This is a genomic window from Comamonas sp. MYb21 (genome assembly GCF_037479395.1).
Classification (GTDB): domain Bacteria; phylum Pseudomonadota; class Gammaproteobacteria; order Burkholderiales; family Burkholderiaceae_C; genus Comamonas.
This window is the reverse complement of record NZ_JBBGZC010000004.1, coordinates 156,275-182,246: the sequence shown is the minus strand read 5'-3', so window position 1 is coordinate 182,246 and position 25,972 is coordinate 156,275. Positions and strand designations below refer to the sequence as shown.

At 63.2% G+C, this 25,972-nt stretch carries 26 protein-coding genes and 1 pseudogene; 10 read left to right on the top strand and 17 right to left on the bottom strand.

Features of this window, described 5'->3' with window-relative positions; genetic code table 11:
* Positions 1-129: 129 nt before the first annotated feature.
* The 9 genes from WH367_RS07535 to WH367_RS07495 form a co-directional block, all read right to left on the bottom strand.
* Positions 130-1,404, bottom strand: coding sequence for a type II toxin-antitoxin system HipA family toxin (locus tag WH367_RS07535; protein ID WP_339535218.1), 1,275 nt, complete (start codon positions 1,402-1,404; stop codon positions 130-132).
* On the bottom strand, positions 1,401-1,886 hold the full coding sequence (locus tag WH367_RS07530) for a helix-turn-helix domain-containing protein (RefSeq protein WP_339535217.1): 486 nt from the start codon (positions 1,884-1,886) through the stop codon (positions 1,401-1,403). Before WH367_RS07530 ends, WH367_RS07535 begins: the two co-directional genes overlap by 4 nt.
* A 191-nt stretch (positions 1,887-2,077) precedes the next feature.
* Entirely contained in the window at positions 2,078-3,565 is a 1,488-nt protein-coding gene (gene rng / locus WH367_RS07525) for a ribonuclease G (protein WP_021028423.1), read from the bottom strand.
* Positions 3,566-3,586: 21 nt separating this feature from the next.
* Positions 3,587-4,201, bottom strand: coding sequence for a Maf family protein (locus tag WH367_RS07520; RefSeq protein WP_339535215.1), 615 nt, complete (start codon positions 4,199-4,201; stop codon positions 3,587-3,589).
* 153 nt (positions 4,202-4,354) lie between these two features.
* Entirely contained in the window at positions 4,355-4,822 is a 468-nt protein-coding gene (gene rlmH, locus WH367_RS07515; RefSeq protein ID WP_339535213.1) for a 23S rRNA (pseudouridine(1915)-N(3))-methyltransferase RlmH, read from the bottom strand.
* Between the two features lie 72 nt (positions 4,823-4,894).
* Complete coding sequence (rsfS, locus tag WH367_RS07510; RefSeq protein WP_021028426.1) at positions 4,895-5,611, bottom strand: ribosome silencing factor; 717 nt, start codon at positions 5,609-5,611, stop codon at positions 4,895-4,897.
* Positions 5,612-5,869: 258 nt separating this feature from the next.
* Positions 5,870-6,829, bottom strand: coding sequence for an oxygen-dependent coproporphyrinogen oxidase (gene hemF, locus WH367_RS07505; protein WP_339535210.1), 960 nt, complete (start codon positions 6,827-6,829; stop codon positions 5,870-5,872).
* 30 nt (positions 6,830-6,859) lie between these two features.
* Positions 6,860-8,137 (bottom strand): phosphoribosylamine--glycine ligase, encoded by a 1,278-nt coding sequence (gene purD, locus WH367_RS07500; RefSeq protein WP_339535208.1) that lies wholly within the window; start codon positions 8,135-8,137, stop codon positions 6,860-6,862.
* Positions 8,134-8,853 carry a YebC/PmpR family DNA-binding transcriptional regulator gene (locus tag WH367_RS07495; RefSeq protein ID WP_021028429.1) on the bottom strand — a complete coding sequence of 240 codons (720 nt, stop codon included), beginning with the start codon at positions 8,851-8,853 and terminating at the stop codon, positions 8,134-8,136. Before WH367_RS07495 ends, purD begins: the two co-directional genes overlap by 4 nt.
* 78 nt (positions 8,854-8,931) lie before the next feature.
* Here WH367_RS07495 and WH367_RS07490 point away from each other — a divergent pair, with 78 nt between their 5' ends.
* Positions 8,932-10,452 carry a helicase HerA-like C-terminal domain-containing protein gene (locus WH367_RS07490; RefSeq protein ID WP_339535206.1) on the top strand — a complete coding sequence of 507 codons (1,521 nt, stop codon included), beginning with the start codon at positions 8,932-8,934 and terminating at the stop codon, positions 10,450-10,452.
* Between the two features lie 68 nt (positions 10,453-10,520).
* Here the strand turns inward: WH367_RS07490 and WH367_RS07485 are convergent, their stop codons facing one another.
* Both WH367_RS07485 and WH367_RS07480 read right to left on the bottom strand, forming a co-directional pair.
* Positions 10,521-11,297 (bottom strand): amino acid ABC transporter permease, encoded by a 777-nt coding sequence (locus WH367_RS07485; RefSeq protein WP_339535204.1) that lies wholly within the window; start codon positions 11,295-11,297, stop codon positions 10,521-10,523.
* Positions 11,298-11,362: 65 nt separating this feature from the next.
* Positions 11,363-12,127: a basic amino acid ABC transporter substrate-binding protein gene (locus WH367_RS07480; protein WP_021028432.1), complete on the bottom strand. Its 765-nt coding sequence runs from the start codon at positions 12,125-12,127 to the stop codon at positions 11,363-11,365.
* 264 nt (positions 12,128-12,391) lie between these two features.
* Between WH367_RS07480 and WH367_RS07475 the strand changes: the two genes are divergently transcribed.
* The 3 genes from WH367_RS07475 (at position 12,392) to WH367_RS07465 (ending at position 14,710) form a co-directional block, all read left to right on the top strand.
* Positions 12,392-13,369, top strand: coding sequence for a threo-3-hydroxy-L-aspartate ammonia-lyase (locus WH367_RS07475; protein WP_021028433.1), 978 nt, complete (start codon positions 12,392-12,394; stop codon positions 13,367-13,369).
* 122 nt (positions 13,370-13,491) lie between these two features.
* On the top strand, positions 13,492-14,124 hold the full coding sequence (upp, locus tag WH367_RS07470) for a uracil phosphoribosyltransferase (RefSeq protein WP_021028434.1): 633 nt from the start codon (positions 13,492-13,494) through the stop codon (positions 14,122-14,124).
* A gap of 154 nt (positions 14,125-14,278) precedes the next feature.
* A complete protein-coding gene (locus WH367_RS07465; protein ID WP_339535203.1) occupies positions 14,279-14,710 on the top strand; it encodes a hypothetical protein in 432 nt (143 codons plus the stop codon).
* A gap of 14 nt (positions 14,711-14,724) precedes the next feature.
* On the opposite strand, the gene WH367_RS07460 is transcribed toward WH367_RS07465, so the two are convergent.
* Positions 14,725-15,237 (bottom strand): retropepsin-like aspartic protease family protein, encoded by a 513-nt coding sequence (locus tag WH367_RS07460; protein ID WP_339535201.1) that lies wholly within the window; start codon positions 15,235-15,237, stop codon positions 14,725-14,727.
* Positions 15,238-15,570: 333 nt separating this feature from the next.
* Between WH367_RS07460 and WH367_RS07455 the strand changes: the two genes are divergently transcribed.
* A complete protein-coding gene (locus WH367_RS07455) occupies positions 15,571-16,563 on the top strand; it encodes a Bug family tripartite tricarboxylate transporter substrate binding protein (RefSeq protein WP_339535200.1) in 993 nt (330 codons plus the stop codon).
* Positions 16,564-16,624: 61 nt separating this feature from the next.
* Here the strand turns inward: WH367_RS07455 and WH367_RS07450 are convergent, their stop codons facing one another.
* Positions 16,625-17,632 carry a D-2-hydroxyacid dehydrogenase family protein gene (locus WH367_RS07450; protein WP_021028438.1) on the bottom strand — a complete coding sequence of 336 codons (1,008 nt, stop codon included), beginning with the start codon at positions 17,630-17,632 and terminating at the stop codon, positions 16,625-16,627.
* Positions 17,633-18,071: 439 nt separating this feature from the next.
* Here WH367_RS07450 and WH367_RS07445 point away from each other — a divergent pair, with 439 nt between their 5' ends.
* Complete coding sequence (locus tag WH367_RS07445; protein WP_052330187.1) at positions 18,072-18,737, top strand: gamma-glutamylcyclotransferase; 666 nt, start codon at positions 18,072-18,074, stop codon at positions 18,735-18,737.
* 744 nt (positions 18,738-19,481) lie between these two features.
* Here WH367_RS07445 and thiD read toward each other — a convergent pair.
* Complete coding sequence (thiD, locus tag WH367_RS07440) at positions 19,482-20,336, bottom strand: bifunctional hydroxymethylpyrimidine kinase/phosphomethylpyrimidine kinase (RefSeq protein ID WP_043341522.1); 855 nt, start codon at positions 20,334-20,336, stop codon at positions 19,482-19,484.
* A gap of 289 nt (positions 20,337-20,625) precedes the next feature.
* On the opposite strand from thiD, the gene WH367_RS07435 reads away from it, so the two are divergent.
* The 4 genes from WH367_RS07435 to WH367_RS07420 all read left to right on the top strand — a co-directional run bounded on the left by WH367_RS07435 (position 20,626) and on the right by WH367_RS07420 (position 23,787).
* Entirely contained in the window at positions 20,626-21,738 is a 1,113-nt protein-coding gene (locus WH367_RS07435; protein ID WP_043341526.1) for an FAD-dependent oxidoreductase, read from the top strand.
* A 37-nt stretch (positions 21,739-21,775) separates the two neighbouring features.
* Positions 21,776-21,973 carry a sulfur carrier protein ThiS gene (thiS, locus tag WH367_RS07430; protein WP_027011261.1) on the top strand — a complete coding sequence of 66 codons (198 nt, stop codon included), beginning with the start codon at positions 21,776-21,778 and terminating at the stop codon, positions 21,971-21,973.
* Positions 21,974-22,041: 68 nt separating this feature from the next.
* A complete protein-coding gene (locus WH367_RS07425; protein WP_312987604.1) occupies positions 22,042-22,851 on the top strand; it encodes a thiazole synthase in 810 nt (269 codons plus the stop codon).
* A 12-nt stretch (positions 22,852-22,863) separates the two neighbouring features.
* Positions 22,864-23,787 (top strand): thiamine phosphate synthase, encoded by a 924-nt coding sequence (locus WH367_RS07420; protein WP_339535196.1) that lies wholly within the window; start codon positions 22,864-22,866, stop codon positions 23,785-23,787.
* Between the two features lie 12 nt (positions 23,788-23,799).
* Here WH367_RS07420 and WH367_RS07415 read toward each other — a convergent pair whose 3' ends face one another.
* The 3 genes and pseudogenes from WH367_RS07415 to WH367_RS24360 form a co-directional block, all read right to left on the bottom strand.
* Positions 23,800-24,231 (bottom strand): hypothetical protein, encoded by a 432-nt coding sequence (locus WH367_RS07415; protein ID WP_339535195.1) that lies wholly within the window; start codon positions 24,229-24,231, stop codon positions 23,800-23,802.
* Positions 24,232-24,233: 2 nt separating this feature from the next.
* Entirely contained in the window at positions 24,234-25,655 is a 1,422-nt protein-coding gene (locus WH367_RS07410; protein WP_339535193.1) for a hypothetical protein, read from the bottom strand.
* A gap of 36 nt (positions 25,656-25,691) precedes the next feature.
* Positions 25,692-25,820: pseudogene (locus WH367_RS24360) on the bottom strand (NINE protein); the annotation flags it as partial.
* Positions 25,821-25,972 lie beyond the last annotated feature (152 nt).

The window sequence follows — 25,972 nt, the reverse complement described above, 5'->3', positions numbered from 1 at the left end:
TTGGATTGGGGCAGCTGGAGTTGCAGCACCCCAGCCATTCCAGACGATCAGCGCGAGCAATGTTGAGCCGCATATTGGCTGGACTCGGTCTGCAGACGCGGAGCGCGCTGACAGATGGCCATGTCGGCCTCAGTCTTCCTCGGCAAGCGCAAAGGCGCCCGCCATTCGGCCCTGTTCACTGGCTGACAGACCGACATGCGTGGCGACCACCCGCCACTGACTGACGATGCCTCGAAATGCGTCAATGGTCTTGTCTGCGTCTTTCAGGCTCACACGGAAATAAGCTGCAACTTCCCGCGCCAGTTCAAGATCCAGCGCATTGTCTGCATCGGTGATGTTGAGCTTCAGGCCATCGGCATAGGCGACCGGGTTCATGTCGTAAGCCTGTGACAGTTTCCAGCCCCTGCCAGGCACGAGGATAAAGCCGTGGTTGCGGAGATGGTCGTCCGTGTTGGAGACCAGCAGGTTGAAGACGATCCGCGACCAGAGCTCTTTCAGATCCTGATTAGGCTGCGCGCCCTGGCGCATAATGACTTCCGCGAGCTCCAGATAGCTCACACCCGTGGACGCATCATCGCCGTCGTTGCGGCCGGTCATCGTCATTGCCGACGCAAAATGCAGCCGCCTCCCGCCGTCCGTCCGGTCAAAGCGGCTCACCATGAAGCAGTGGTAATCGCTGGCAAATTTACGCGCCTGCGCCGTAGCAACCTGAAGGCCGCAGCCATGCGCGAGCGCATTCACCACCATTTCCCAGCCACCAACGTCATAGCTGTCTCTGATACTGGGGAACTTGGCGATGTACAGGCGCCCCGCATCGTCCACAACGCTGGTCTTTGGCCGGGCACCGCCTAGCGAGCCACCCGGTGCGATCAACATCCGCAGCCAGTCCTGCCCCTGCGCCGCCATATTGTCTGGGTCTTGCTCCAAGCCACGGCTGGCCTGCTCCAGCGCGCGAATTTCCGTGAAAGGCGGCGCTGCCATGTCGATACGGTCGTCAAGGAAGCTGCCCTCGTCCTCCAGCCGGTAGCGCAAGGCCCCCACGCGGTACTGGTCATGCACACCCAACAGGTAATCGGAGTCGTAGAGGCGGGCCTCGGCCGGCCACAGCCCTGCCCGCTTCTCACGCTCGAACCGCCGATCCATCAGCTTGCGTCCCCAACGATCCGGGCTTGAATCATCAAAGATGCCAAACTTGTCTCTGGGCGCAGGGGGATACAGCGGCCCGCTGAACGCCTGAAGGTTCGGATCCAGGTGCACACCGGCAAGAAGCGGCTCTGCCAGCGCCCTGGTGTCGTATTCGAATTCAAACAACTCCGTCGCGCGCGTTCGGCGACTGTGCAGAAAACCCAAGCGCCAAGGCCCCGGCAACCCCTCCCAGTCCGCATAGACCGCTATCTTGCTCATGGTTCTGTGCTCTTTTTAAGCAGGGCGCTCAGCGCTGCTGTGCTTTTGGCCTCCCCCAAAGCATCCGCTGCAGAGCCACTGAGGGGCAAGGGTAAAACGGTGGTCGGCATGTCTTTCCTGGCCGGCGCCGTCTGTGATTTGCGTGATGACCGACGTTTCACCGGCTCGCTAACGACGTGCTGCGCAGTCTCGCTTTTGACCAAGCGTGCATCCTGGAGTTGGCGGCCCAGCTGGTCCTCCGTGGCAAGCATGGCCAAATCATTGGCAAGTCCAAGGACCTGCATTACCGACAAATAGGCCCCCATCGTCACGCCTGATCCACCGGCTTCCAAGGAGCGCAAGGTCATGGGGGTCATGCCGGCACGCTCAGCCACCTGCTTGGCTGTCAGCTTCCTGCGCAGGCGCGCAAGCTTGAGCCGCTCTCCAAACTCGACAAGGAGCTTGGTGGTAGCGGGCAAAAGGGGAGCAGTCTTCTTCGCCATAGCGCTAATATTTCATCATTTTTCAATCACCGATGAAATAATATTAGCACTATTCAAGGACATCTACCAGCCCGAACGCTGGAGCAATGCCGCTTCACCTAGGAAAAGAGACAATATTTTTATATTTATAGATAAAAAAGTGAAAAATAACTTCATTTTTTTATCAAACAGTGTCCGAGAGACGCGGTAGATCAAAGCAGCACGATGTCGTACTGGTCCGAACCATCCCGCCCTTCGGCCTGCAGCGAGATCGGTTTGCCGATGAAATCGGACAGGCCGGCCAGGTGCTGGCTCTCTTCGTCCAGCAGCATCTCGATCACCGGAGGGGCGGCGAGCACGCGGAACTCCTTGGGGTTGAACTGGCGTGCCTCGCGCAGAATCTCGCGCAGGATGTCGTAGCAGACGGTGCGCACGGTCTTGACCTCACCAACCCCATTGCAGACCGGGCACGAGGTGCATAGCATGTGCGCGAGCGATTCGCGCGTGCGCTTGCGTGTCATCTCCACCAGGCCCAGCTGGGAGAATTCGCCGCACATGGTTTTGACGCGATCGCGCTGCAGCTGCTTGCGCAGCTCGTGCAGCACCTGCGCCTGGTGGTCCTCGTGCACCATGTCGATGAAGTCCACGATGATGATGCCGCCCAGGTTGCGCAGCCGCAGCTGGCGGGCAATGGCATGGGCCGCTTCCAGGTTGGTCTTGAAGATGGTGTCGTCAAAATTGCGCGCACCCACATAGCCGCCGGTGTTCACATCGACGGTGGTCAGGGCCTCGGTCTGGTCCACGATCAGGTAGCCGCCCGACTTGAGGTCCACACGCCGGCCCAGCGCGCGGGCGATCTCCTCGTCGACCGAGTAAAGGTCGAAGATCGGGCGTTCGCCCTTGTAGAGCTGCAGCTTGGGGAGCGCTGCCGGCATGAACTCCTGGCCAAACTGCTGCAGCAGCACAAACTGCTCGCGCGAATCGATGCGGATCGACTGGGTGTTTTCCGTGACCATGTCGCGCAGCACGCGCTGCATCAGGCTCAGGTCCTGGTGCAGCAAGCTCTTGGCGGCCTGCTTGGCAGCGCTGTCCTTGATGCGCTTCCAGACCTTGCGCAGGTAGCTGATGTCCTCGGCCAGTTCCTCGTCGCTGGAATCCTCGCCATTGGTGCGCAGGATAAAACCGCCGCCACCGCCCGTTTGCGCCGTGCCCACCAGTGCCTGCAGGCGGGCGCGCAGCGCATCACGTTCGTTCTGGGGGATTTTTTGCGAGACGCCGATATGGTCGTCCTGGGGCAGAAAGACCAGCAAGCGCCCGGCCACGCTGATCTGGGTGGACAGCCGCGCGCCCTTGGTGCCGATCGGGTCCTTGATGACCTGCACCATGATCGACTGGCCTTCAAAGATCTGCTTTTCAATCGGTACCTGGGGCTCACCCTTGCGCGCAAACATCGGCGCCAGGCCACCCTCCTGGCGCTGCCAGACATCCGCCACATGCAGGAATGCGGCGCGCTCCAGACCAATGTCGATAAAGGCCGACTGCATACCGGGCAGCACGCGCGATATCTTGCCCAGGTAGACATTCCCCACGAGGCCTCGCTCCAGGGTGCGCTCATGGTGCAGCTCCTGCACGGCGCCACCCTCAATGATGGCCACCCGCGTCTCCTGCGGCGCCCAATTGATCAAAATATCATTTTGCATAGAAGTCATTCTTAAAGGGCCTTAGATGGCAAACCCTGCAGCCCGCAGCACATTCGCTGTCTCGAACACGGGCAGCCCCATGATGCCGGAATAACTGCCGCTGATCTTGGCAATATATGCGGCCGCCCGCCCCTGCACGCCATAGGCGCCCGCCTTGCCCATGGGCTCACCACTGGCAACATAGGCTTCGATCTGCGCGGCATCGATAGGCGCAAACTGCACGCTGGAGACGGACAAGGCCGTCAAACGCTTGCGCCCGCTTTGCAGGGCCACAGCGGTCAATACCCGGTGCGTCTTGCCGCTGAGTGCCTGCAGCATCTCGCTCGCTTGCTGCGGCGTCTCGGGTTTGCCCAGAATATGCCGGCCCAGCGACACCGTGGTGTCAGAGCACAGAATCGGTGCTGGGTCCAAGCCGCGCCGCTGCAGGCGGGCCAGCGCGGCATCGAGCTTCAGCCCGGTCACGCGCTGCACATAGTCGGTGGCCGATTCGCGCGGCAGCACCTGCTCCAGCGCTTCGGGGTCCTGGGGCTCGGGATCGCCGTCCTGGGCCACCAGCAAGCGGTGGGCGATACCGATCTGCTCGAGCAGTTGACTGCGACGCGGGGACTGTGACGCCAGGTAGACGAAGGGATGCATGGTGGGAAGCGAGGCCAAGATTTGAAAAAAGCGCCTGCGCCCATCAATCCAGCACAAGCAGCTATTATTTTTGCAGCATAACGCATCCGGCAGCCCGCTGGCAAGCGGGGATATTGCCCTGCTCTCGCCCACCCGAGCGCAGGCGTTCTGGGCCTACTCGCGGTGGTAAGGATGGCCGGCATTGACCGACCAGGCGCGGTACAGCTGCTCGATCAGCAGCACCCGCACCATCGCATGGGGCAAGGTCATGTCCGAGAGGCGAATGCGCTCGTGCGCAGCAGCCTTGAACTCGGGGTCCAGCCCGTCGGGGCCACCGATGATCAACGCCACATCGTCACCTTCGAGCTGCCAGCCCTTGACCCGCTGGGCCAGTGCCTTGGTGGTCAGGTTGGTGCCGCGCTCATCGAGCACCACAATGCGTGTGCCGCGCGGGATGGCCGCCTCGATGCGCTTGCGCTCGGCGGCGTACAGGGTCTCCACCGTCTTGGAGCCGCGCGGCTCGGTCTTGACCGCCTTGAGCTCCACCTTCAGCTCGGGCGGGAAGCGCTTGGCATAGTCGTCATAAGCGATCTGCGCCCAATCAGGTACATGCTGGCCCACCGCAACAATGAAAATCTTCATGTGAAATCTCCAATGAAAAAGAGCTGTCCTGCTCGGCAGTACAGCTCTTTGCAACCCGCAGGTTGAGGGGCGTTACTTGGCCTTGCTGGTCGCGCGCTTGGCCGCTGGCTTCTTGGCTGCAGGCTTGGCGACGGCTGACTTGGCTGCGGGCTTGCTGGCCTTGGGCTTGTTGACCACGACGGTCTTGACGGTGGCAGCAGCGCTGGTCTTCTTGGCCGCAGGCTTTTTGGCCACGGTGCCCGAGATCTTCTTGACCGCTGGCTTCTTCGCAGCGGTCTTCTTCACCGGTGCATCGGCAGCGCTGGCAGCAGCAGGCTTGCGTGCAGCGGGCTTCTTCTTGCTGTCAGCAGCGGTGTCGGCAGCGGCTTCTGGTTTGGCCTTGGCCGGCTTGGCGGCCTTGGGCTTGGCAGCGCCCAGCTTGACGCGCACGGGCGTATCGCCCCACATCTCTTCGAGGCGGTAGTACTGGCGGATCATCGGCTGCATGATGTGGGCCACAACCGGGCCGCAGTCGACAATGATCCATTCGCCGTTGTCTTCGCCTTCGGTGCGTGGCTTGGGAAAGCCCGCTTCCTTGACGGCGTCCTTGACGCTGGCAGCCAAGGCCTTGGTCTGGCGGTTCGAGGTACCGGCAGCGACGATCACGCGCTCAAACAGCGGCGAGAGGTGCTCGGTATTGAAAACCTGGATATCTTGTGCTTTCACATCTTCCAGCCCATCAACGATGGCACGCTGCAGCAATTGCACAGATTTCTTGGCAGTGGATTCGGATTTTTTGGCGGTGGTCATCAGTCGGTGATGGATGAAAGTGTTTGTACTATAGCGCGTGTTGCAGTTATTGTTGATCGCGTCAACACGCCGTGGCAAAAGGGCAAGGCCTTCAAGAGATACTGCCGCACAGCCTGCGATGGGGCATGAATACGGTCAGCGGAAAGTCAATTATACGCAAGCTGCGCCAAATGGCGCCCCGGTAGGGCCTTGCAGCGCAGACGGAGGCCCTCGCCAAGCCGCAGCACAAGGGCACCGGCAGCCCGAGCGGCCCGGTATTTACAGCCAATCACGCGGCTGCAAAAAGTCCGCCAGCAAACGCGCTTCGGGCGAGCCCTCAGGGTCCTGGCGCTGGTAGCTCCAGCTCGCCAGCGGCGGCATCGACAGCAGGATCGACTCCGTGCGCCCACCCGACTGCAAACCAAAGTGGGTGCCCCGGTCCCAGACCAGGTTGAACTCCACATAGCGCCCGCGCCGGTAGAGCTGAAAGTCCCGCTCGCGCTCGCCATAGACCTCGTCCTTGCGGCGCTGCACGATGGGCAGATAGGCCTGCAAAAAGGCATCGCCCACCGACTGCAGCATTGCAAAGCCGCCCTCAAAGCCCAGCTCGGAGAAATCATCAAAGAAGATGCCGCCGATGCCGCGCGCTTCGTTGCGGTGCTTGAGGAAAAAATAGCTGTCGCACCACTGCTTGAAGCGCGGGTACAACTCAGCACCAAAAGGCGCCACCGCATCGTGGCAAACCTGGTGAAAATGCTGCGCGTCCTGCGCAAACGGGTAGAACGGCGTCAGGTCCATACCGCCACCAAACCAACAGGTGGCGGGCTGGCCGGGGTGGCCTGCTGCAATCATGCGCACATTCATATGCACCGTGGGCACATAGGGGTTGCGCGGATGGAAGACCAGCGACACGCCCATGGCCGTGAAAGGGGCACCTGCCAGCTCGGGCCGGTGTTGGGTGGCCGAGGGTGGCAACTGCGGGCCCCGCACTTGCGAGAAGCCCACGCCTGCGCGCTCAAACACCGCTCCGCCTTCGAGGATCTTGGTCAGACCCTGGCCTTGCAGCTTCTCACCGGGCGCCTTGTGCCAGGCATCGGCCAGAAAGCGCACGGAGCTGCCCGCCCCCTGCTCCTGCGCTTCAACGGCCTCGGTGATCGAGGCCTGCAGCGACTGGAGGTAGGCGGCCACCGCCTGGGCCTGGGCCCCGGCGTTCAGTTGGTCAACGGACGAGGACAGCACGGGCCTGGCTCTCTGTGGGCTTGCGGGCAGTCACTTGACCGCGCGGTAGCCGATGTCGTGGCGGTATTGCGCACCATCGAAATGCACTTGCGCTGCAGCGGCATACACGCGCTGCTGCGCCTGCTTGACGTTGTCGGCCAAGGCGGTCACACACAGCACGCGGCCACCGCTGGTGACGGGCTTGCCATCCCGCACTGTGGTGCCGGCGTGGAAGACCATCACTTCTTCTTCGTCCTCGGGCAGGCCGGTGATCACATCGCCCTTGCGGGGAGCGTCCGGGTAGCCATGGGCGGCCATCACCACGCCCAGCGCGGTGCGGCGGTCCCACTGCAGCTCGATCTGGTCGAGCTTGCCGTCGGTGGCAGCCTGCATCACATCGACCAGATCGCTCTTGAGGCGCATCATGATCGGCTGGGTTTCCGGGTCACCCATGCGGCAGTTGAACTCCAAGGTCTTGGGGTGCCCCGCCTTGTCGATCATCAGGCCCGCGTACAAGAAGCCGGTGTAGGGAATGCCGTCTTTTTCCATGCCACGGATGGTGGGCAGAATGATCTCGCGCATCGCGCGGGCATGCACATCAGCCGTCACCACTGGGGCGGGCGAGTAGGCACCCATGCCGCCGGTGTTGGGGCCCTGGTCGCCGTCTTTGAGGCGCTTGTGGTCCTGGCTGGTCGCCATGGCCGCCACACTCTTGCCATCGCACAGCACGATGAAGCTGGCCTCTTCGCCGTCGAGGAACTCCTCGATCACCACGCGGGCGCCGCCGTCGTTATGGGCAACGCCGTACTTGTTGTCCACCAGCATGAAGTCCACGGCATCGTGCGCTTCCTGGGCGGTGGTGGCCACCACCACGCCCTTGCCGGCAGCCAGGCCGTCGGCCTTGACGACGATGGGCGCGCCCAGCTTGTCGATGTAGGCATGGGCCGCCACCGGGTCGCTGAAGGTCTCGTACTGCGCCGTCGGGATGCCATGGCGTGCCATGAAATCCTTGGAGAAAGCCTTGGAGCTTTCCAGCTGCGCTGCGGCCTTGGTCGGGCCAAAGATCTTCATGCCATGCGCGCGGAACTCGTCGACCACGCCGGCGGCCAAAGGCGCCTCGGGGCCCACGACGGACAGCTGCACACCGTTGTCCTGCGCCCATTCGCGCAGTTGGACCACATCGGTGATCGGCAGGTTTTCCAGACGCTTGTCGCGTGCGGTGCCTGCGTTACCCGGGGCTACATAGACCTTGGAGACCTTGGGCGATTGCGCCAACTTCCAGGCCATTGCGTGTTCACGGCCGCCGCCACCAATCACAAGTACCTTCATAGCGCCGCGTTATGGTAAACATCTTGAACATCATCCAGATCTTCCAGTGCGTCCAGCAACTTTTGCATCTTGGCCGCACCTTCCTCATCCAGATCTACGGTATTTTCGGGGCGCATCGTCACCTCGGCCACTTCGGGCTTGAATCCCGCTGCCTCCAGCGCATTGCGCACCGCTTCAAATTCTGACGGGGGCGTCAGCACTTCGACGGCGCCCTCCTCGTCGGTGATCACATCCTCGGCGCCCGCTTCGAGCGCCACTTCCATGATCTTGTCCTCGTCAGCGCCAGGGGCAAACACCAGCTGCCCCAGGTTGCGGAACTGGAAGGACACCGAGCCTTCGGTGCCCATGTTGCCGCCGTGCTTGCTGAACGCATGGCGCACATCGGCCACCGTGCGCACGCGGTTGTCCGTCATGGTGTCAACAATGATGGCCGCGCCACCGATGCCATAGCCTTCGTAGCGGATTTCCTCGTAGGTCACGCCTTCGAGGTTGCCGGTGGCCTTGTCGATGTTGCGCTTGATGTTGTCGGCCGGCATGTTGGCCGCCTTGGCCTTGTCGATCGCCAGACGCAGACGCGGGTTGGCGCTCAAATCCGCACCGCCCTGCCGCGCAGCGACCATAATTTCACGAATGATGCGGGTCCATACCTTGCCGCGTTTTTCGTCCTGACGACCCTTGCGGTGTTGAATATTGGCCCATTTGCTGTGTCCTGCCACAGAATTTCCTTTGCTATTGTTTTATCTAGCTAGACTGCGATTTTACTTTTGACTTTGATGCTGGAGAGGAAACCTACGATGGCTGAACCCCTACTGGTTGCCAAAAATGGCACAACGGAGTGTTTTTTACTTCCTGGCCTCGCCAACCGCCACGGGCTGATCACCGGCGCGACCGGCACGGGCAAGACTGTAACCCTTCAGACATTGGCCGAGGGATTCTCGGGCATTGGCGTGCCGGTGTTCATGGCCGATATCAAGGGCGATTTGACCGGCATCAGCCAGGTAGGCCAGATTGGCGGCAAGCTGGCCGCCACCTTGCAAGACCGTGGTATTGACCTGCCCACGCCCAAGGCCTGCCCCACCACCTTGTGGGATGTGTTTGGCGAGCAAGGCCACCCGGTGCGCGCCACCATCTCGGACATGGGCCCACTGCTGCTGGGCCGCATGCTGGACCTGAACGATACGCAGATGGGCGTGCTCAACCTGGTCTTCAAGATCGCCGATGACAACGGCATGCTGCTGCTCGACCTCAAGGACCTGCGCGCCATGCTGTCCTACGTGGGCGAGAACGCCAAGCAGTTCACCACCGACTACGGCAACATCAGCTCGGCCAGCGTGGGCGCCATCCAGCGCGGCCTGCTGCAGATCGAGCAGCAAGGCGGCGGCAGCTTCTTTGGTGAGCCCATGCTCAACATCAATGACATGATGCAGACCGTGGGCACGCAGGGGGTGATCAACATCCTGGCAGCCGACAAGCTGATGAATTCGCCGCGCCTGTACTCCACCTTTTTGCTGTGGATGCTGTCCGATCTGTACGAGAAGCTCCCGGAAATTGGCGACCCCGACAAGCCCAAGCTGGTCTTCTTCTTTGACGAGGCCCACCTCTTGTTCAATGACGCGCCCAAGGTGCTGCAAGAGCGCATCGAGCTGGTCGTGCGCCTGGTGCGCTCCAAGGGCGTGGGCGTGTATTTCGTCACGCAAAACCCGCTGGATATTCCCGACAGCGTGCTCGCCCAGCTGGGCAACCGCGTGCAGCATGCGCTGCGCGCCTTCACGCCGCGCGACCAGAAGGCCGTCAAGGCCACGGCCACCACGATGCGCGCCAATCCGGGCCTGAACATCGAAGCGGCCATCACCGAGCTGGCCGTAGGCGAGGCGCTTGTCAGCTTTCTCGACGAAAAAGGCCGCCCCAGCGTGACAGAGCGCGTCTATGTGTTGCCACCCGGCAGCCAGATCGGCCCCATTACTACCGAACAGCGCCAGGCCTTGCTGAAGAATTCGCTGGTCGCTGGCGTCTATGACACGCCGGTGGACCGCGAGTCGGCCTATGAGATCCTCAAGGCGCGCGCCGGCCAGGCCACCGATGCACAAGGCGGCAAGGCCGGAGCGGGCGCTACAGGTGGCGCTGCAGCCCCTGAGGATGGCGGCCTGATGGGCAGCATCAACGACATTCTTTTTGGCACCACCGGCCCGCGTGGCGGCAAGAAGGACGGCATCGTGCAGTCCATGGCCAAGTCCACGGCCCGCTCCTTTGGCACCAAGCTGGGCAACCAGATTCTGCGCGGCGTGCTGGGCAGCATCATGGGCGGCAAGAAGTAGCTTGAGAGGCACCGCAAAGAAAAAGCCGGCAGTTCAATTGCCGGCTTTTTCGCTTATGCATTGCGCAATCAAGTGCGATCGGTGCGTGCCAGATGGTTTTCCAGCGCCCGCAGGCCCAGGGTCAGCATAAAGGTCATCAACCAATAGGCCAGCGCAACGGCCAGGTAAGGCTCCCAGTAGCGGCCATAGGCGCCGGCCACGGTGCGCGCGGCATAGGCCATCTCGGCCAGGCCAATGGCGGAGACCAGCGAAGTGTCCTTGAGCAGCGAGATCATGTTGTTGCCCAGCGGCGGCAGCATGCGGCGGAAGGCCTGCGGAATCACCACATAGCGCATCATCTGGCCATGCGTCATGCCCAGCGACATGCCCGCCTGCTTCTGGCCCACGGCAATCGACTGGATGCCGGCGCGGAACACTTCGGAGATGTAGGCCGCCGAGTTCAGTGTCAAGGCCACCACACCAGACATCAGCGCACCATGGTCCTGCTTGAGCGTGCGCGCCAGGTCACCGCTGATGAACAGCCCGTTGACCGGGTGCACGAACAAGGGCATCACGGCAAAATGCATCAGCAAGATCTGCACAAAGAGCGGCGTGCCCCGGAAAAAGCTGACATAGGCGGTCGATGGCCAGCGCAGCAGGTATTTGCACACGCCCTTCCAGGGCTGGTGGCGCGTGTCGGCCAGGCGCGCCAGGGCCAGCATCAGGCCCAGCGCGCAGCCCATGATCACGCAGGCCACCGTCATGCCGATGGTGACCATGGCACCTTGCCAGAACATTTGCTTGTATTCCACCAGGATGTCGGGGCGGAACCAGCCGAACCACTCTACGGGGGTGTTGTTGTCCATCAATCCATTCCTTCAAACAAAATGACGGCCACAGGGCCGTCATTGCAACTGCGCCAAGCCTTGCCTTATTGGGGCTTGTAGTCCTGGTTGAACCACTTCTTGTAGATCACGTTGTAGCTGCCGTCGGCGCGGATGGCGGCCAGGCCGGCGTTGATCTTGTCTTGCAAGGCCTTGTCGCCCTTGCGCACGACGATGCCGAAATGCTCCTTGGGGAAGCTCGCATCATCGACGGTCTTGAGCGCCGGGTACTGCGAGACGCGGTAGGCGATGACACCATTGTCGCCAATGGCGGCATCCACGCCACCTGCGGCCAGCTCGGAGATGATCAGCGGTGTGCTCTCGAAGCGGCGGATATTGGCGCTGGTCTTGCCGACTTCGCGGCTCATCACATCGTCACCGGTCGAGCCGCTGACCACCGACACCTTCTTGTCCTTGAGGTCCTTGAGCGAGGCCACCGTGCTGTCCTTGGGCACAGCGATCAGCTGGCGGGCATCAAAGTAAGGCTGGGAGAAATCAAAGCTCTGCTTGCGCTTGTCGTTGATGGTCACGCCGGAGATGACAAAGTCCACATCGCCATTGTTGAGCGAGGCAAAGATGCTGCTGAACGGCGTGTTGACGATGCGCAGCTTCATGCCCTGCTGCTTGGCGATGGCATTGACGATGTCGATGTCAAAGCCGACGATCTGCTTGTCTTTGTTCTCGAACGCAAAAGGTGCGTAGGTCGCGCTCGAGGCCACCACCAGATCACGGCCCTGCGCTTGCGCCGCGCCCGCTGCCAACACCGAGACCGCTGCGGCACCGATGGCCAGCGCAAATTTTTTGTTCCACATACCCCAACCTTTAGCTACATAAGCCGATACAAGCAGCCGATTATACGTAAACGCCTATAGGCAACGGCTGTCAAAGCCAGCCCGCCAGCGCCCGGAAAGCATTGCGCACAAGCTTGTCAGCCAGCCTGAGCCGCCAGGTGCCGGGCAGCGCAGCAACCCGCAACGCAGCAGGCAATACGCCCAGGGCGCACCACCAGAGCGACACCGAATCGCCAAAAAGCCACTACCATGAATCCCTCGACGCCTCTGCCACCCTGATCGACCATGAACGCCACCGCCACCCCGCTCCCCACTTTCGATGATGTGCAGGCCGCTGCCCAGCGCCTGCAAGGCGTTGCCCACCGCACGCCAGTGATGCGCTCGTCCACCCTCGATAAATTGACGGGGGCTGAGTTCTTCTTCAAGTGCGAGAACTACCAGCGCATGGGCGCCTTCAAGTTCCGGGGCGGCTACAACGCGCTGGCCCAGTTCTCGCCGCAGCAGGCGCAGCGCGGCGCGCTGGCCTTCTCCTCGGGCAACCATGCGCAGGCGATTGCGCTGTCGGCCCGCATCCTGGGCATGCCTGCGGCCATCGTGATGCCCGAAGATGCCCCGGCGGCCAAGCTCGATGCCACGCGCGGCTACGGCGCCGAGGTCATCACCTATGACCGTTTTACCGAAGACCGCGAGGCGATCAGCCAGCGCATTGCCCAGGAGCGCGGCATGACCCTGGTGCCGCCCTACAACCATGCCGATGTGATTGCCGGCCAAGGCACCAGCGCGATGGAACTGTTCCAGGACGTGCCCCAGCTCGACTACCTGTTTGTCTGCCTGGGCGGCGGCGGACTGCTGTCGGGCTGCCTGCTGTCGGCCAAGGCCATGGCACCCCAGTGCAAGGTCTATGGCGTGGAGCCGGAGGCGGGTAATGATGCCCAGCAATCGCTGCGCAAGGGTGAGATCGTCAAGATCGCCACGCCCCGCACCATTGCCGATGGCGCACAGACCCAGGCACTGGGCGATCTGACCTATGCCATCATCCGCCGCGATGTGACCGATATCGTCACCGCCAGCGATCCGCAACTGGTGGACTCCATGCGCTTTTATGCCGAGCGCATGAAGATGGTGGTCGAGCCCACCGGCGCGCTAAGCCTGGCCGGGGCCCGATTTGGCGGCGTTGATCTGCAGGGCGCCCGCGTGGGCGTGCTGATCAGCGGCGGCAATGTGGACCTGGGGCGCTACGCGCAATTGCTGGGCAGCGCCTGAGCGGCAATGGGCGGCGATTTGCAGCGCTAAAGCCTACCATTCGGTAAATATATTCACCAGCAGCGCACGGCCACAGAGCGGCACTGCTACCATTGCGGCCAAAAATGACATTGGCAACTACCATGAGCACCGTTCACCTCATCGACCACCCGCTGGTCCAGCACAAACTCACCCTGATGCGCCGCAAGGAGGCATCGACCAACAGCTTTCGCCGCATGCTCGGCGAGCTGTCCACCCTGATGGCCTATGAGATCACGCGCGACTTCCCGCTGCAGGATCTTGAGATCGAAACCCCGATGGAAAAGATGGTCGGCAAGGTCATCGATGGCAAGAAACTGGCCCTGGTCTCCATCCTGCGCGCCGGCAATGGCTTTCTCGACGGCATGCTCAACGTGGTGCCCGGCGCCCGTATCGGCCACATCGGTTTGTACCGTGACCCCGAAACGCTGCAACCCGTCGAGTACTACTTCAAGATGCCCGACAACATGGGCGAGCGCGATGTGATCGTCGTGGACCCGATGCTGGCCACCGGCAACTCGGCCGCCGCCGCCGTGCAGCAGCTCAAGGACAAGTGCCAGCCCAAGTCGATCAAGTTCATGTGCCTGCTCGCAGCCCCTGAAGGCATCAAGACCATGCAGGCCGCCCACCCCGATGTGGACATCTACACGGCCGCCGTGGACCGCCAGCTCAACGACCACGGCTACATCCTGCCGGGCCTGGGCGACGCGGGCGACCGCATCTTCGGCACCAAGTAAGCCCAGCCAAACCGCATGCCCACCACGCGCTGGGCATGCGAGGTCCGACGCCGCCGCGGCTGGCCTATGGCAGGGCGTAGGACAAATCGCACACCCAATATGCAGCAGCTTTGGTTAAATGGCCTTCGGGGCATCACTGCCGGGAGACCACACCATGAGCTACCATCTGCTGGTTTTTGCGCCCTCCGCCGCGCCCAAGGAAGCGGCGGCCTTTGGTCTCTGGTTCCAGGCCCAGACCGAATGGCCCGAGCACCATGACTACGAGGATCCGGCTGTTGCTACCTTGTCGCTCAAAGCCTGGTGCCTGGAGATGATGCAGCGCTTTCCCCCCCGATCAGGCCCTTACCGGGAAGAGCTCCCACCCGAGGACAAAAGCCTGCTGGCCGACTACAGCATTGGCCGCAATATTGTTTTTGTCGCCGTGCAACCGGCCCAGGCCAAGGCCGCGCTGGCCTTGGCGCGTGCGCTGGCAGCCCAGCACTGCGTTGGCCTGTACGAGGCCAGCGAATCACCGGCCGCCGTGCGCCTGCCCGATGGCAACAATGGCCTGCAGGCCGCATTTGACTGCAAGCCGGATATGGGCTGAGCTGGCCTCCAAATTCAACGTGCCGACTCGCTGTCGCGCGCCTTGAGCACCATGCTGTTACCCGAGATGCTCACATCAAAGTAGCGCAAGAAGTTCTGCCCCAGCAGCGCATCGCGCGCGCTCTCGCCGGTATAGCCCGTGCCCACGCGCAAATCGTTGACGGCCAGCGGGCCGACCTCAATCCGCTCGGCCCGGCTCATCATGCCCTGGCGCACGCCATTGGCGGTCTGAAAGCTGATGGGCACGCCCTCGCCCAGGTTGGCACGTTCGGCGACCGCATCGGTGATGCTGATCAGGCTGGCACCGGTATCCACCATGAACTGCACCGGCACGCCGTTGACCGAGCCCGCCACGCGGAAATGGCCATCGCGGTCGCGCGGAATCTCCAGCACGCCATGGGCCATGACCTTGCCTTCGCTGGGCTTGCGGTAGACCTCGGTCACCAGGTAGATCGCAAACATCACGCCGATCCAGAGAGCGAGCAGCATCCAGGTGGTGCGCCGGCTGGCATCGGGTGGCGAGCGCACAGGCCCTGGGCCGCCAGCGGGCAGTGGCGCGCCTGGCCAGGGTGACGGCGGCGCGGCAGCTGCGGGCTGTGCTGAAGAGGAGGAATCTGGACGTCGGGTGCGTAATCGGCTCATGGATCAGGATTTTTTGCCTACGCAAGCAAACTGTGCGACGGCCGGTGACAAAGCATAAATCATACTGGCATGGCCCGGGCCACGCCGCTGCACTGTGCGCGCGGGCTTATAGCGCTTCATGGGCGCCCGGCCGCAGCCGCCTGGCGGACAGGGTGAGCAGCTGGGGGCGGGCTGGACTGGGGTAGGATGGCCGCCAGTTATCACCCTGCCCTGTTTTTCATGACCATCGACCGTCGCCATTTGCTGCAATCCCTGGCGGGATTTGCCGCAGCCGCTGCCCTGCCTGCGGGTTGGACCAGCGCCCATGCAGCCCCAGCCCATTGGCCCAGCAAACCCCTGCGCTTTATCGTCGGCTACCCGGCGGGTTCCTCGCCCGACATGCAGGCGCGCATGATCGCTCAGCCGCTGGCGCAGATCCTGGGCCAGCCCGTGGTGGTCGACAACCGGCCTGGTGCCAGCGGCAATATCGGCGCCGACCAGGTGGCCCGCGCGACCGATGACCACAGCTTTGGCATTGTGGGCAATGGCCCGCTGACCTCGTCGCAGGCGCTGTATGCCAAGCTGCCCTACGACCCGGTCAAGGACTTTGCGCCGCTCGCCCTGGTGGGCGTATCGCCGCTGGCCTGGGTGGTGCCGGCCAGTGCAGGTGCGCAGACCGACAAGGCGCTCGCCAGCCTGCGCCAAAAAGGCAATGCCGCCAGCTACGGCTCCACCGGCCTGGGCTCGGGCGGCCATCTGGGCATGGAGCTGCTCAAAGATGCGCTGCATTTCGATGCCGTGCACATCCCCTTTACCGGTGCCCCCGGTGTTGTCGGCGCGCTGATGGGCGGCCAGCTCGACTGCGCGCTGCTGCCCATCTCGTCGGTGCTGCCGCTGGTGCAAAGCGGCAAGCTGGCGGCCCTGGCCGTCACCTCCGCCCAGCGCACACAGCTGATGCCGCAGACGCCGTCGATGCGCGAAATCGGCGCCCAGGATGTAAATATCGAAGTCTGGAACGCGCTAATGGCCCCGGCCAGCATGCCTGCCGCCATCCGCAGCCAGCTGAGCGACGCGCTGCTCAAGGTGCTCAACACCGCCGACATCCGCGATCAGCTGTTGCGCCAGGCCTGGACCTTGGAGGACGCATCGCCCGCAGCGCTGCAAACGCGCATCAGCAGCGACCGCAAGATGTACAACGCCTTGATTGCAAAAAAGAAACTGCAGCTGGAGTGATACCCGCGCTGCTGCAACACCAAGGGCCCTCGCAGGGCCCTTTTCTGTGAATAGAACAGTTTCAGCGGCGAACCTGCAAGGCGCCGGGGTTGACGATGTTCGATGGCCGCCCTTTGATGAAGTTGACCACGTTGTCAAAGGCCACGCCAAAGTACTGCTCGTAGCTATCCTGCTCGACATAGCCAATATGGGGCGTGCAGATGCAGTTCTCCAGCCGCAGCAAGGCATGGCCCTGCAGGATGGGTTCGCTCTCGAACACATCGACGGCCGCAATGCCGGGGCGTCCCCGGTTGAGTGCAGCAATCAGCGCATCGGGCTGCACCAACTCGGCCCGCGAGGTGTTGACGAAGGTGGCCGAGGGCTTCATCTGCGCCAGATCGTCAAAGCTGATGCAGCCCTTGGTCTGCTCGCTCAGGCGCAAATGCACGGTCAGCACATCGCTGTTGGCAAAGAAGAACTGCTTGCTCGAGGCCACCTTGTGGCCATCGGACAGTGCCTTGGCGCGCGAGCCATCGCTGCCCCAGACCAGCACCTCCATGCCAAAGGCCTTGCCATAACCGGCAATCAGCTGGCCAATGCGGCCATAGCCCCAGATACCCAGGGTGCGGCCGCGCAGCACGTTGCCCAGGCCAAAATTGGGCGGCATATTGGCCGCCTTGAAGCCCGACTGCTGCCAGGCGCCATGCTTTAAGTTGGCGATGTACTGCGGCAGGCGGCGCGCTGCGGCCATGATCAGCGCCCAGGTCAGCTCGGCGGGCGCCACGGGCGATCCCACACCCTCGGCCACCGCCACACCGCGCTCGGTGCAGGCTGTCAAATCCACATGGGAGCCGATGCGCCCGGTCTGGGCAATCAGTTTGAGACGCGGGAGCTTGTCGAGCAGCAGGCGGTTGATATGCGTGCGCTCGCGGATCAGAACGATGATGTCGGCATCCTTGAGACGCACCGACAGTTGCCCCAGACCCTTGACCGTATTGGTATAGACCTTGGCCGAATAGGCGTCGAGAACGGATGCACACTGCAGTTTGCGCACTGCATCCTGATAATCGTCCAAGATCACAATATTCATAGGAAGACCATTCTCATCGAACGCCAACCAGGCGGCTTTGCCCCACGCAAGCCCCCTGTACACGGCAGCGCGCTGGCAACATTCACCGAAAAACCGGTTTCCGAGCACCGCTGAGTACCGCATCAGCTATGAACATCATAGCATTGAATAATCTCAGCACTCTGCCATGCCCACCAGCGGGCGACAAGGCTGCAACAGCGATCACCTGGCGGCAGCAGCCATCGATGCCGCCGGCTGCTATGCAAATCTTTGCACAGGCCCGTGCCTGGCCGCTGTCATCGCTCCGGCTGCCTCCTGCGTTGTGCACTGTGCGTACAGCGCCCGCCAGACTGTTGCTTTCAACGCAAATTTAGATGCCGGGGCGCTGCAACGCTAGCGCTGGCTCACGCCGAGCGCTATAACAATTGCTTGTTACTTTGCTTTGTTGGTTGATAGCACTATGACGAATTTGGTCGCTCCATCCCGCAGTCGTTGCCCACAACAGATGTTGGCGCAAACCATGCAGGAATGGGGAGGAGCGGAGGATCTCTGGGTATTTGCCTACGGCTCGCTGATCTGGCGCCCGGAGTTCGAATTTCTGGAATGCCGCCACGCGCGGGTCTTTGGCTGGCACCGCGCGCTCAAGATGTGGAGCCACATCAACCGGGGCACGCCCGAGTGCCCCGGCCTGGTGTTTGGCATGTTCTCCGGTGGCAGTTGCCGAGGCATGGCCTTTCGCATCGCCCGTCAGCATGTGCCCGAGATGATGCCTCGCCTGTGGCAGCGCGAAATGGCCACCGACTCCTACGATCCCAAGTGGCTCGATTGCCAGACCGAAGACGGCCCCGTCAAGGCGCTGGCCTTTACGCTGTCCAAATCCAGCCCGCGCTGCACGGGCACCTTGAGCGAAGAAGACTACCGCCGCATCTTTGCCCAGTCCTGCGGCATCTATGGCACCACCTTGGATTACGCCGAGTCCACCTACACCGCCCTCAAAAGCCGGGGTATCCAGGACCGGGCGCTGGAGCGCCTGCTGCGCCTGTCGGCCTCACGTGCCCATGCAGGCCAGGAAGCGCGCAGCCTGCTGGGCCAGCCAAGCCGCAGCACGGCCAGCTCTGCCGCATAAACCCGATTGCAAAGGCCCAACCAGCGCGCCAGAGGCGCTGGTCTGAGGGCTGGTCTCCCAAAACTGCGGCACAAAAACAAACACCCCGCCTTTCTACAGCCAGATGGCCCGAAAGCGAGGTGCATGTTGAGAGGGGATGGACGGTCTTTGGGCCATCCCGGGCGGGAATGTGCAGCTTCCGCGCCCTATTCGCAAGTAACGGCTCCATGGAGGAGCCGTCTACTGGGGTGGGTTGCCGGCTTCAGTATCGGCAAGCAGGAAAAAAGAGCTACTGGCGCCAGTGCTTAGCGCTTGCGATCACGTTCGTCTTCTGGCCAGATGCTGAAAACATTTGCGGTGGTCATGTGAACAATCTCCTAAAGATGCGTGTTCAACGCCGGGGATGACGAGGCGGTTGACAGCAGGCCCCAGAAATTTGCATGTTTACATATGGTTTACTTAAATATATTTAACCCATGAAAAACAACACTGGAAAATGTATCGAAAGCTTGATTCAGGCTACATTTTTCGCATGTTATTGATATATATCATTGGCTTAAATCGTAAACGTAGAAAGTAACTTAAGTTAACAGCAACGCCATTTGATGTTCAATAAATATTGCATTTCGTCGTAGTATCGACAAATTTCAGGTCATTTCGATTTCAAATGGTCAATTATTTAGCCATTTAGACGTAAATACGGGCAAAAAATCGGCTACCTAGCCACCCTGACCGCTGCTTACAGAACCCGCCAAACGCAGGTGTTCAACGCACAATCACCTGCTTTTGCGGGTTCCAACCATGGTTCAGCGGGCCATGGCCCTGGCCGGTATGCACATCGGCACCCGATTCAATGGCGCCCAGAATATACTGCCGCGCCAGGCTGACGGCGGCCGGCAGCGGCTGCCCCAGGGCCAGCTGGCAGGCAATGGCCGATGACAGGGTGCAGCCCGTGCCATGGCCGTTATGGGTGTGGATGCGGGTGGAAGCCAGGCGCAGACGCTCGCCGTCGGCAGTGGCCAGCAGGTCCACCACCTCATTGCCGGGCAGATGGCCGCCCTTGATCAGCACAGCCTTGGCGCCCAGGGCCAGCAAATCCTGCGCGGCCTGCTCGAGCTGGTCGGCATGCACCAGGCTGCGGCCCAGCAGCAAACCCGCTTCGTCCAGATTAGGGGTGATGAGCGCAGCGCGCGGAAACAGCTCGCGCACCAGCTCAGCCACGGTGGCCTCGGCAATCAGCCGGTCACCGCTGGTGGCGACCATCACCGGGTCCAGCACCACATGGGGCAAGGCATAGCGGTCAATCGCCGAGGCCACCACGGCGACAATCTCGGGCGCATGCAGCATGCCGATCTTGACGGCATCGCAGCCAATGTCCTCCAGCACCGCATCGAGCTGCTCTTGCAGAAAGACTGGTGGCACGCCATGGATGGAGCGCACGCCCTGCGTGTTTTGCGCGGTCAGCGCCGTGATCGCGGTCATGCCAAAGCAGCCCAGCGCCGACATGGTCTTCAGATCGGCCTGGATACCTGCCCCCCCGCCACTGTCGGAGCCGGCAATCGACAGCACCCGGGCATAGCGCGGCAAGGAGACGGGAGAAGAGGGGTTCAGTGAGGCCATGGCTGCAGTCCAAAAACAATGCCGGGCAACACTGGCCCGGCCTGGGCAAAATTATCCACGATTGTGACGACGGCTTGACGCAGCCCCATGCCCCCGGCGCAGCGCTGTGTTTTAATGCAGCCTGAGACGAAACAGGGGTGTCCCTGCAGCAGTTTGGCTGCAGCGCGACTGAGATCAGACCCTGGAGCGCGCCGCCATGGCAGCGCTCCGCAACCCGATCCAGGTCATGCTGGCGTGGGGAGTTTTCGGCAGCTGCGCGCACTGTTTTGTCTATTGCCAACTACAAAACATGCCCTCTCAGCCCTTCATTTCTCCCCAATCCCGTATCACCATTTTGGGCGCTGGCCTGCTGGGCCGGCTGATGGCGCTGGAGCTGTCGGGCCGGGGCTTCTCCATCGATCTGTATGACCGGGGCGGGCCGGATGCCGAGCATGCCGCAGCGCGTGTGGCCGCCGCCATGCTCGCGCCGCTGGCCGAATCGGCCGTGACCGAGCATGGCGTGGTGCGCATGGGCCAGTATGGGCTGCAGCGCTGGCCCGCGTTGCTTGCGCAGCTGGAGGCGCCGGTGTTTTTGCAGCAGGCCGGCACCATGGTGGTCTGGCACCGCCAGGATGCGGCGGAAGCCCAGCGCTTCCATGGCATCTTGCAGCGCACCCAGGCGGCCATCCCCGAGCTGCCGCCTTTGCAGACCCTGGGTGCCCCCCAAATCGCCGAGCTGGAGCCAGCGCTGGCCAGACATTTTCAAGCCGCCTACTACCTGCCAGGCGAAGGCCAGCTGGACAACCGCCAGCTGCTGGCTGCGCTGGTGCCTGCACTGCAGGCGCGGGGCGTGCGCCTGCACTGGCAGCAAGCGCGTGAGCTGAATGACTTTGCGCCCGGCACGCAGGGCCAGCCCGATCTGCTGATCGACACACGTGGCCTGGGTGCCAAGCCGCAGTGGAGCCAGCTGCGCGGCGTACGTGGCGAAGTGCTGCGCGTACATGCGCCCGAGGTGCAGCTGCGCCGCCCCACCCGCCTGATGCACCCGCGCTACCCGATCTATATCGCGCCCAAGCAGGACCACCACTTTGTCATTGGCGCCACCGAGATCGAGTCCGACGACATGTCCCCGGCCAGCGTGCGCTCGGCGATGGAGCTGCTGAGCGCCGCCTATACCGTGCACAGCGGCTTTGCCGAGGCGCGCATCCTGGAGATCAACACCCAGTGCCGCCCGACTTTGCCCGATAATCTGCCAGCCATCCGCCAGGTGCGGCCCCGGGTGCTGGAGGTCAATGGCCTCTACCGCCACGGCTTCATGATCTCGCCCGCCGTGCTGGACTGCGCGGTCGAGTTGCTGCTGACGGGCGAGGCCCCCCTGGCAGCACGCTTTGGCATGGATGTGCGCCTGCTCGCGACGGCCTGATGGCCCGCAGCCCTATGATGAGCCTTGAATGATGACGATACAGATCCTCTTGAACAACCAGGCCACAGCTTTGCCCGAAGGCGCGACCATTGCGGTGGCGCTGGCCCAGCTGCAGCCGCGCCCGCCTTTTGCCGTGGCCGTCAACACCGAATTTGTACCCAAGGGCCAGTACGACAGCCGCCAGCTGCAGGCAGGCGACAAGCTCGAAGTCATCTCGCCTGTCACCGGCGGCTGAGCTCGCGCGCCATCTGCCCGGGCTACCTCGCCAGCGCCCCTGACCCGTATTTACCCAAGGCCTTTGCCATGAACGCCACCCCCTCCTCCGACGACGCCCTGGTGCTCTATGGCCAGCGTTTTCAAAGCCGCTTGCTGCTGGGCACCTCGCGCTATCCATCGCCCGCCGTGCTGGAAGCAGCCGTCGCCCGCGCCCAGCCGGCCATGGTCACCGCATCGCTGCGCCGCCAGGGCAGCAATGCCGCCGAGACCGGCAGCGATTTCTGGGCGCTGCTCAAGCGCCTGAATGTGCCGGTGCTGCCCAACACCGCCGGATGCATGCGCCTGCAAGAGGCCATCACCACCGCGCAAATGGCGCGCGAGGTGTTCGAAACGCCCTGGATCAAGCTGGAGCTGATTGGCGACGACTACACCTTGCAGCCCGATACCTTGAATCTGGTGGAGGCCGCCTCCATCCTGATCAAGGACGGTTTTCAGGTGCTGCCCTACTGCACCGAGGACCTGGTGCTCTGCCAGCGCCTGGTCGATGTGGGCTGCCAGGCCGTCATGCCCTGGGCTGCCCCCATTGGCACGGGCCGTGGCCCCGTCAACCCGTACGCGATGCAGACCTTGCGCGAGCGCCTGGATGTGCCGCTGATCTGTGACGCGGGCCTGGGCCTGCCCAGCCATGCCTGCCAGGTGATGGAATGGGGCTTTGATGGCGTGCTGCTCAACACGGCCGTCGCGCTGTCGCAAGACCCGGTTGCCATGGCCGGCGCCTTTGCCGATGCCACCGCCGCCGGCCACGCCGCCTTCCGCGCCGGCGCGATGCAGGCGCAGGACATGGCCCAACCCAGCACCCCGGTGCTGGGCACGCCGTTCTGGCACCAGAGCAACTAAAAGGCCATGCCCATGCAGCCCACCACCACGGCCACCACCCCAGCCCAGATCGCAGAGGCCATCACAGCGGCCCACCAGGCCGCCTTTGCCAGCTTTCCGCAGCAACCCACGCCTGCGCTGCCCGCAGGCCGCCAGCACGATGCCGTCTATGCCGGCGCCTTGGCCGCTTGCAGCGCACTGGGCTTTATCGCTATCGATGCTGAATGTCTGGCCAGCGCCTGGAGCGCGCAGACTGCCCGCACCGGCCAGTTCGATCCCCAAGCCTGGCCCACGCAAGCCGCCGATTTTGGCCTGCTGACCAGCGGCGGGCCCGAGGCCTTTGCACCCTGCCCCCAGCGGCTGGGCCTCTATGCCGTGCTGCCAACGGCCGAATGGGTGGGCCGTCTGGCGCGCGCAGGCGTGCCGACGGTGCAGCTGCGCTTCAAATCCGACGATGCCCAGGCCATTGCTGCAGAGATCGCCGCTGCCGTGGCCGCCGTTGAAGGTACCGGCGCCCTGCTCTTTATCAACGACCACTGGCGCCAGGCGATTGCAGCGGGCAGCTATGGCGTGCACCTGGGCCAGGAAGACCTGGATGCGCTCGGCGCAGCAGAGCTGGCCGAGCTGCGCGCCAGCGGCGTGCGCCTGGGTGTCAGCACCCATGGCTATGCCGAGATGGTGCGTGCCAGCCAGGCGCAGCCCAGCTATATCGCGATGGGGGCGGTCTTTCCGACCACCTTGAAGAAAATGGCCACCGTCCCGCAAGGCTTGGCGCGCCTGGAGCGCTATGCCGCCTTGACGCGCAGCTACCCCCAGGTCGCCATTGGCGGCATCTCGGCAGCGGAGTTTGCGCAGGTGCGCGAGAGCGGTGTTGGATCGATTGCCGTGGTGCGCGCCATCGTCAACGCGGACAAGCCCGAGGCCGCAGCCGCCGACTTGATGGCGCTGATGGGCTAAGCGCGGCCCGCGCTACACCACATACAGCAGCACGGCATCACGCCGCTGGGCCGCTGCCTGCCAAAAGCCGCGCAACGCGGCCTGCCGGCGCACCCACAGCCGCAGGGCTTCCAGATCGGGCGCGCTGCCATCCTGCGCCTTTTGCCAGGCATGCATGCGCTGCACCAGCTGGGCCGCGCTGATGGCGGCCAGCCTTTGCGCACTGTCCGTCACCAGGTCGGCCGGCCAGGCCCAGCACTGCTGGGCCAAGGTGCCCTCCACCGCCACACCGGGCTCGATCTCGGGCAGGCGCTGCATGTCCTGCTGCCACAGGCTGCCCTGGTCCATCATGGCGAGCGGCCCGCCTTGCGCAGCACTGCGCTGCAGGTAGTCATCCATCGCCGAAGGCTCGACCAGCAAGCCCCGCAGGCCATGGCGCGGCAGCGCATAAAAAAGTCCTTGCACGCTCATACCGCCTCCCTGATCGCTGTTTTTAACTGCTGCAGATGCAAGGCGTTATCCGGGTCACAGATCTGCACCAGCAGCAGCGCTTTTTTCAGGTAGCTGCGGCGGGCATCGGTCTGCCCATGCACCGCCAGAAATGCGGCAAACACCTCATAGGCCCGCGCTGCTGCCAGCGAGTAACCCCGGCAACTGCGCTGCTGTATGCGCAAGGCCTGCTGCACCAGGGGCTTGACCCGCGCGGGCTGGTGGCGGATGGCAAACGCGGCGTAGCCGGCCAGCATGACAGACACCGCCTCCGGATCGGGCATGCGCTGGCCTTGCTGGTCCAGCCGGTCAAAGCTGTCCAGGTACAGCGCCAGCCGCTGCCAGCATTGCAGCGCCTGCGCCGTCTCGCCCAGCGCTGCATGGCTGGCGGCCATGCGCTGCAACAGCGCGCACAGTGCCAGGGCCTGGGCTGCGGCGTTGCCCCCGCTGCGCACATCGACCAGGGCCTGCGCTTGCGCATAGTGCTGCACAGCACGCTGGTGGTCGGCCTCCGCCTGGTATCCATCGCCCAGGCGTTCCAGCGCCTGGCGCCGCAGCGTGGCGGGCACAGCAGCCCCCTCGCGCGCGGCCAGCGCCAGCAAGGCCTGGCCATGCCCACGTTGGCGCGCCGTATCGCCCAGATGCTGGGCCATCTCCATCGCATGCAGGTGGTGCTGCGCCAGATCGGTCAGATCGCCGCTCTGGGCGGCCTGCAAGGCAATGGTCTGCTCACACAGTGCCAATGCCTGCGCCCAGTCCTGCGCTTGCATCAGCAGCGGGTACTGCCCTGGCTGCAGTGCAGGGGTGGCAGCGGCGCCCGGCGCCATCTTGGGCGAGCGCAGGCGCTGCAAGCAGGCTTGCGCCTGCTGCACCGGTTGCGCCAGCTCGGCAAAAGCCACGCCCAGATGCACACCCATCTGCAGCTTTTTGCGAGCGGCATCGAGGTGTTCGGTTTGGTAGAAGGTCATCCCCTGCAGCAGATAGGCCATTGCCAAATGGGGATCGCTTTGCGGTTTGCGGCTGCGCTGGGCCAGGTACCTGACCAAGGTGTCCGCCTCGGCATGCGCGGTCTGCACATCCCGGTGTGCCAGCGCATCGCCAATATGCTTTTGCGCCATCTGGATGGCCAGCGACTTTTTGTCGGCCTGCAGATCCACTACGGGCTGCGACCTGGCGTCCGGCAAGACGGCTGCGGCTCCCAAGGCCTGGGCCACAGGGGCAAGCGCCGGCGCTGCGGCAGCCTGCGCGCTGGCTGCTGGCTGCGATGCCTGCGCATCGAGCTGGGACTGCGCAAAGGCGGACAGGCGCGAATCCATGTCTTCTTCGACCCGAAAGTAGTCGAACAGCCAAAAGCCGTCCCGCAGCAGCCAAAAGACCACCGGCCCGAGCAGGTAAGGCACGTAGCGTGCAAGGGGGCCTCCCCATAGCCACAGCACCGCGCACAGTAGGCTTAAGCCCAGTTGCGCCACGGCGCTTGCATAGCGTCCCAGATAAAAGCGGTGAGCGCCCAGCCACCCCACCGCCAACAACAGGCCCAGAGCCCATCGCGGATTTTTTTCCCCCATCCCTCATCCCTTGTGCTTTGTTTGGTCTGCACTTTGCCGCCCAGGCATGCACCGCATTAGCGCTGCACAAGGCGGCATATATCGCGGGAAGTATAGCAACCGCTACCGGCTGCGCCAGGGCTGCCAGCGGACGTTTGCAGCGCCTGTCGCTG

Bases quoted from the DNA above. Each gene is read 5' to 3' on its own strand.
- WH367_RS07535 (WP_339535218.1), bottom strand. From the start codon at position 1,404: ATGAGCAAGATAGCGGTCTATGCGGACTGGGAGGGGTTGCCGGGGCCT.
- WH367_RS07530 (WP_339535217.1), bottom strand. From the start codon at position 1,886: ATGGCGAAGAAGACTGCTCCCCTTTTGCCCGCTACCACCAAGCTCCTT.
- rng (WP_021028423.1), bottom strand. From the start codon at position 3,565: ATGCAAAATGATATTTTGATCAATTGGGCGCCGCAGGAGACGCGGGTG.
- WH367_RS07520 (WP_339535215.1), bottom strand. From the start codon at position 4,201: ATGCATCCCTTCGTCTACCTGGCGTCACAGTCCCCGCGTCGCAGTCAA.
- rlmH (WP_339535213.1), bottom strand. From the start codon at position 4,822: ATGAAGATTTTCATTGTTGCGGTGGGCCAGCATGTACCTGATTGGGCG.
- rsfS (WP_021028426.1), bottom strand. From the start codon at position 5,611: ATGACCACCGCCAAAAAATCCGAATCCACTGCCAAGAAATCTGTGCAA.
- purD (WP_339535208.1), bottom strand. From the start codon at position 8,137: ATGAAGGTACTTGTGATTGGTGGCGGCGGCCGTGAACACGCAATGGCC.
- WH367_RS07490 (WP_339535206.1), top strand. From the start codon at position 8,932: ATGGCTGAACCCCTACTGGTTGCCAAAAATGGCACAACGGAGTGTTTT.
- WH367_RS07485 (WP_339535204.1), bottom strand. From the start codon at position 11,297: ATGGACAACAACACCCCCGTAGAGTGGTTCGGCTGGTTCCGCCCCGAC.
- WH367_RS07480 (WP_021028432.1), bottom strand. From the start codon at position 12,127: ATGTGGAACAAAAAATTTGCGCTGGCCATCGGTGCCGCAGCGGTCTCG.
- WH367_RS07475 (WP_021028433.1), top strand. From the start codon at position 12,392: ATGAACGCCACCGCCACCCCGCTCCCCACTTTCGATGATGTGCAGGCC.
- upp (WP_021028434.1), top strand. From the start codon at position 13,492: ATGAGCACCGTTCACCTCATCGACCACCCGCTGGTCCAGCACAAACTC.
- WH367_RS07465 (WP_339535203.1), top strand. From the start codon at position 14,279: ATGAGCTACCATCTGCTGGTTTTTGCGCCCTCCGCCGCGCCCAAGGAA.
- WH367_RS07455 (WP_339535200.1), top strand. From the start codon at position 15,571: ATGACCATCGACCGTCGCCATTTGCTGCAATCCCTGGCGGGATTTGCC.
- WH367_RS07450 (WP_021028438.1), bottom strand. From the start codon at position 17,632: ATGAATATTGTGATCTTGGACGATTATCAGGATGCAGTGCGCAAACTG.
- WH367_RS07445 (WP_052330187.1), top strand. From the start codon at position 18,072: ATGACGAATTTGGTCGCTCCATCCCGCAGTCGTTGCCCACAACAGATG.
- thiD (WP_043341522.1), bottom strand. From the start codon at position 20,336: ATGGCCTCACTGAACCCCTCTTCTCCCGTCTCCTTGCCGCGCTATGCC.
- WH367_RS07435 (WP_043341526.1), top strand. From the start codon at position 20,626: ATGCCCTCTCAGCCCTTCATTTCTCCCCAATCCCGTATCACCATTTTG.
- WH367_RS07425 (WP_312987604.1), top strand. From the start codon at position 22,042: ATGAACGCCACCCCCTCCTCCGACGACGCCCTGGTGCTCTATGGCCAG.
- WH367_RS07420 (WP_339535196.1), top strand. From the start codon at position 22,864: ATGCAGCCCACCACCACGGCCACCACCCCAGCCCAGATCGCAGAGGCC.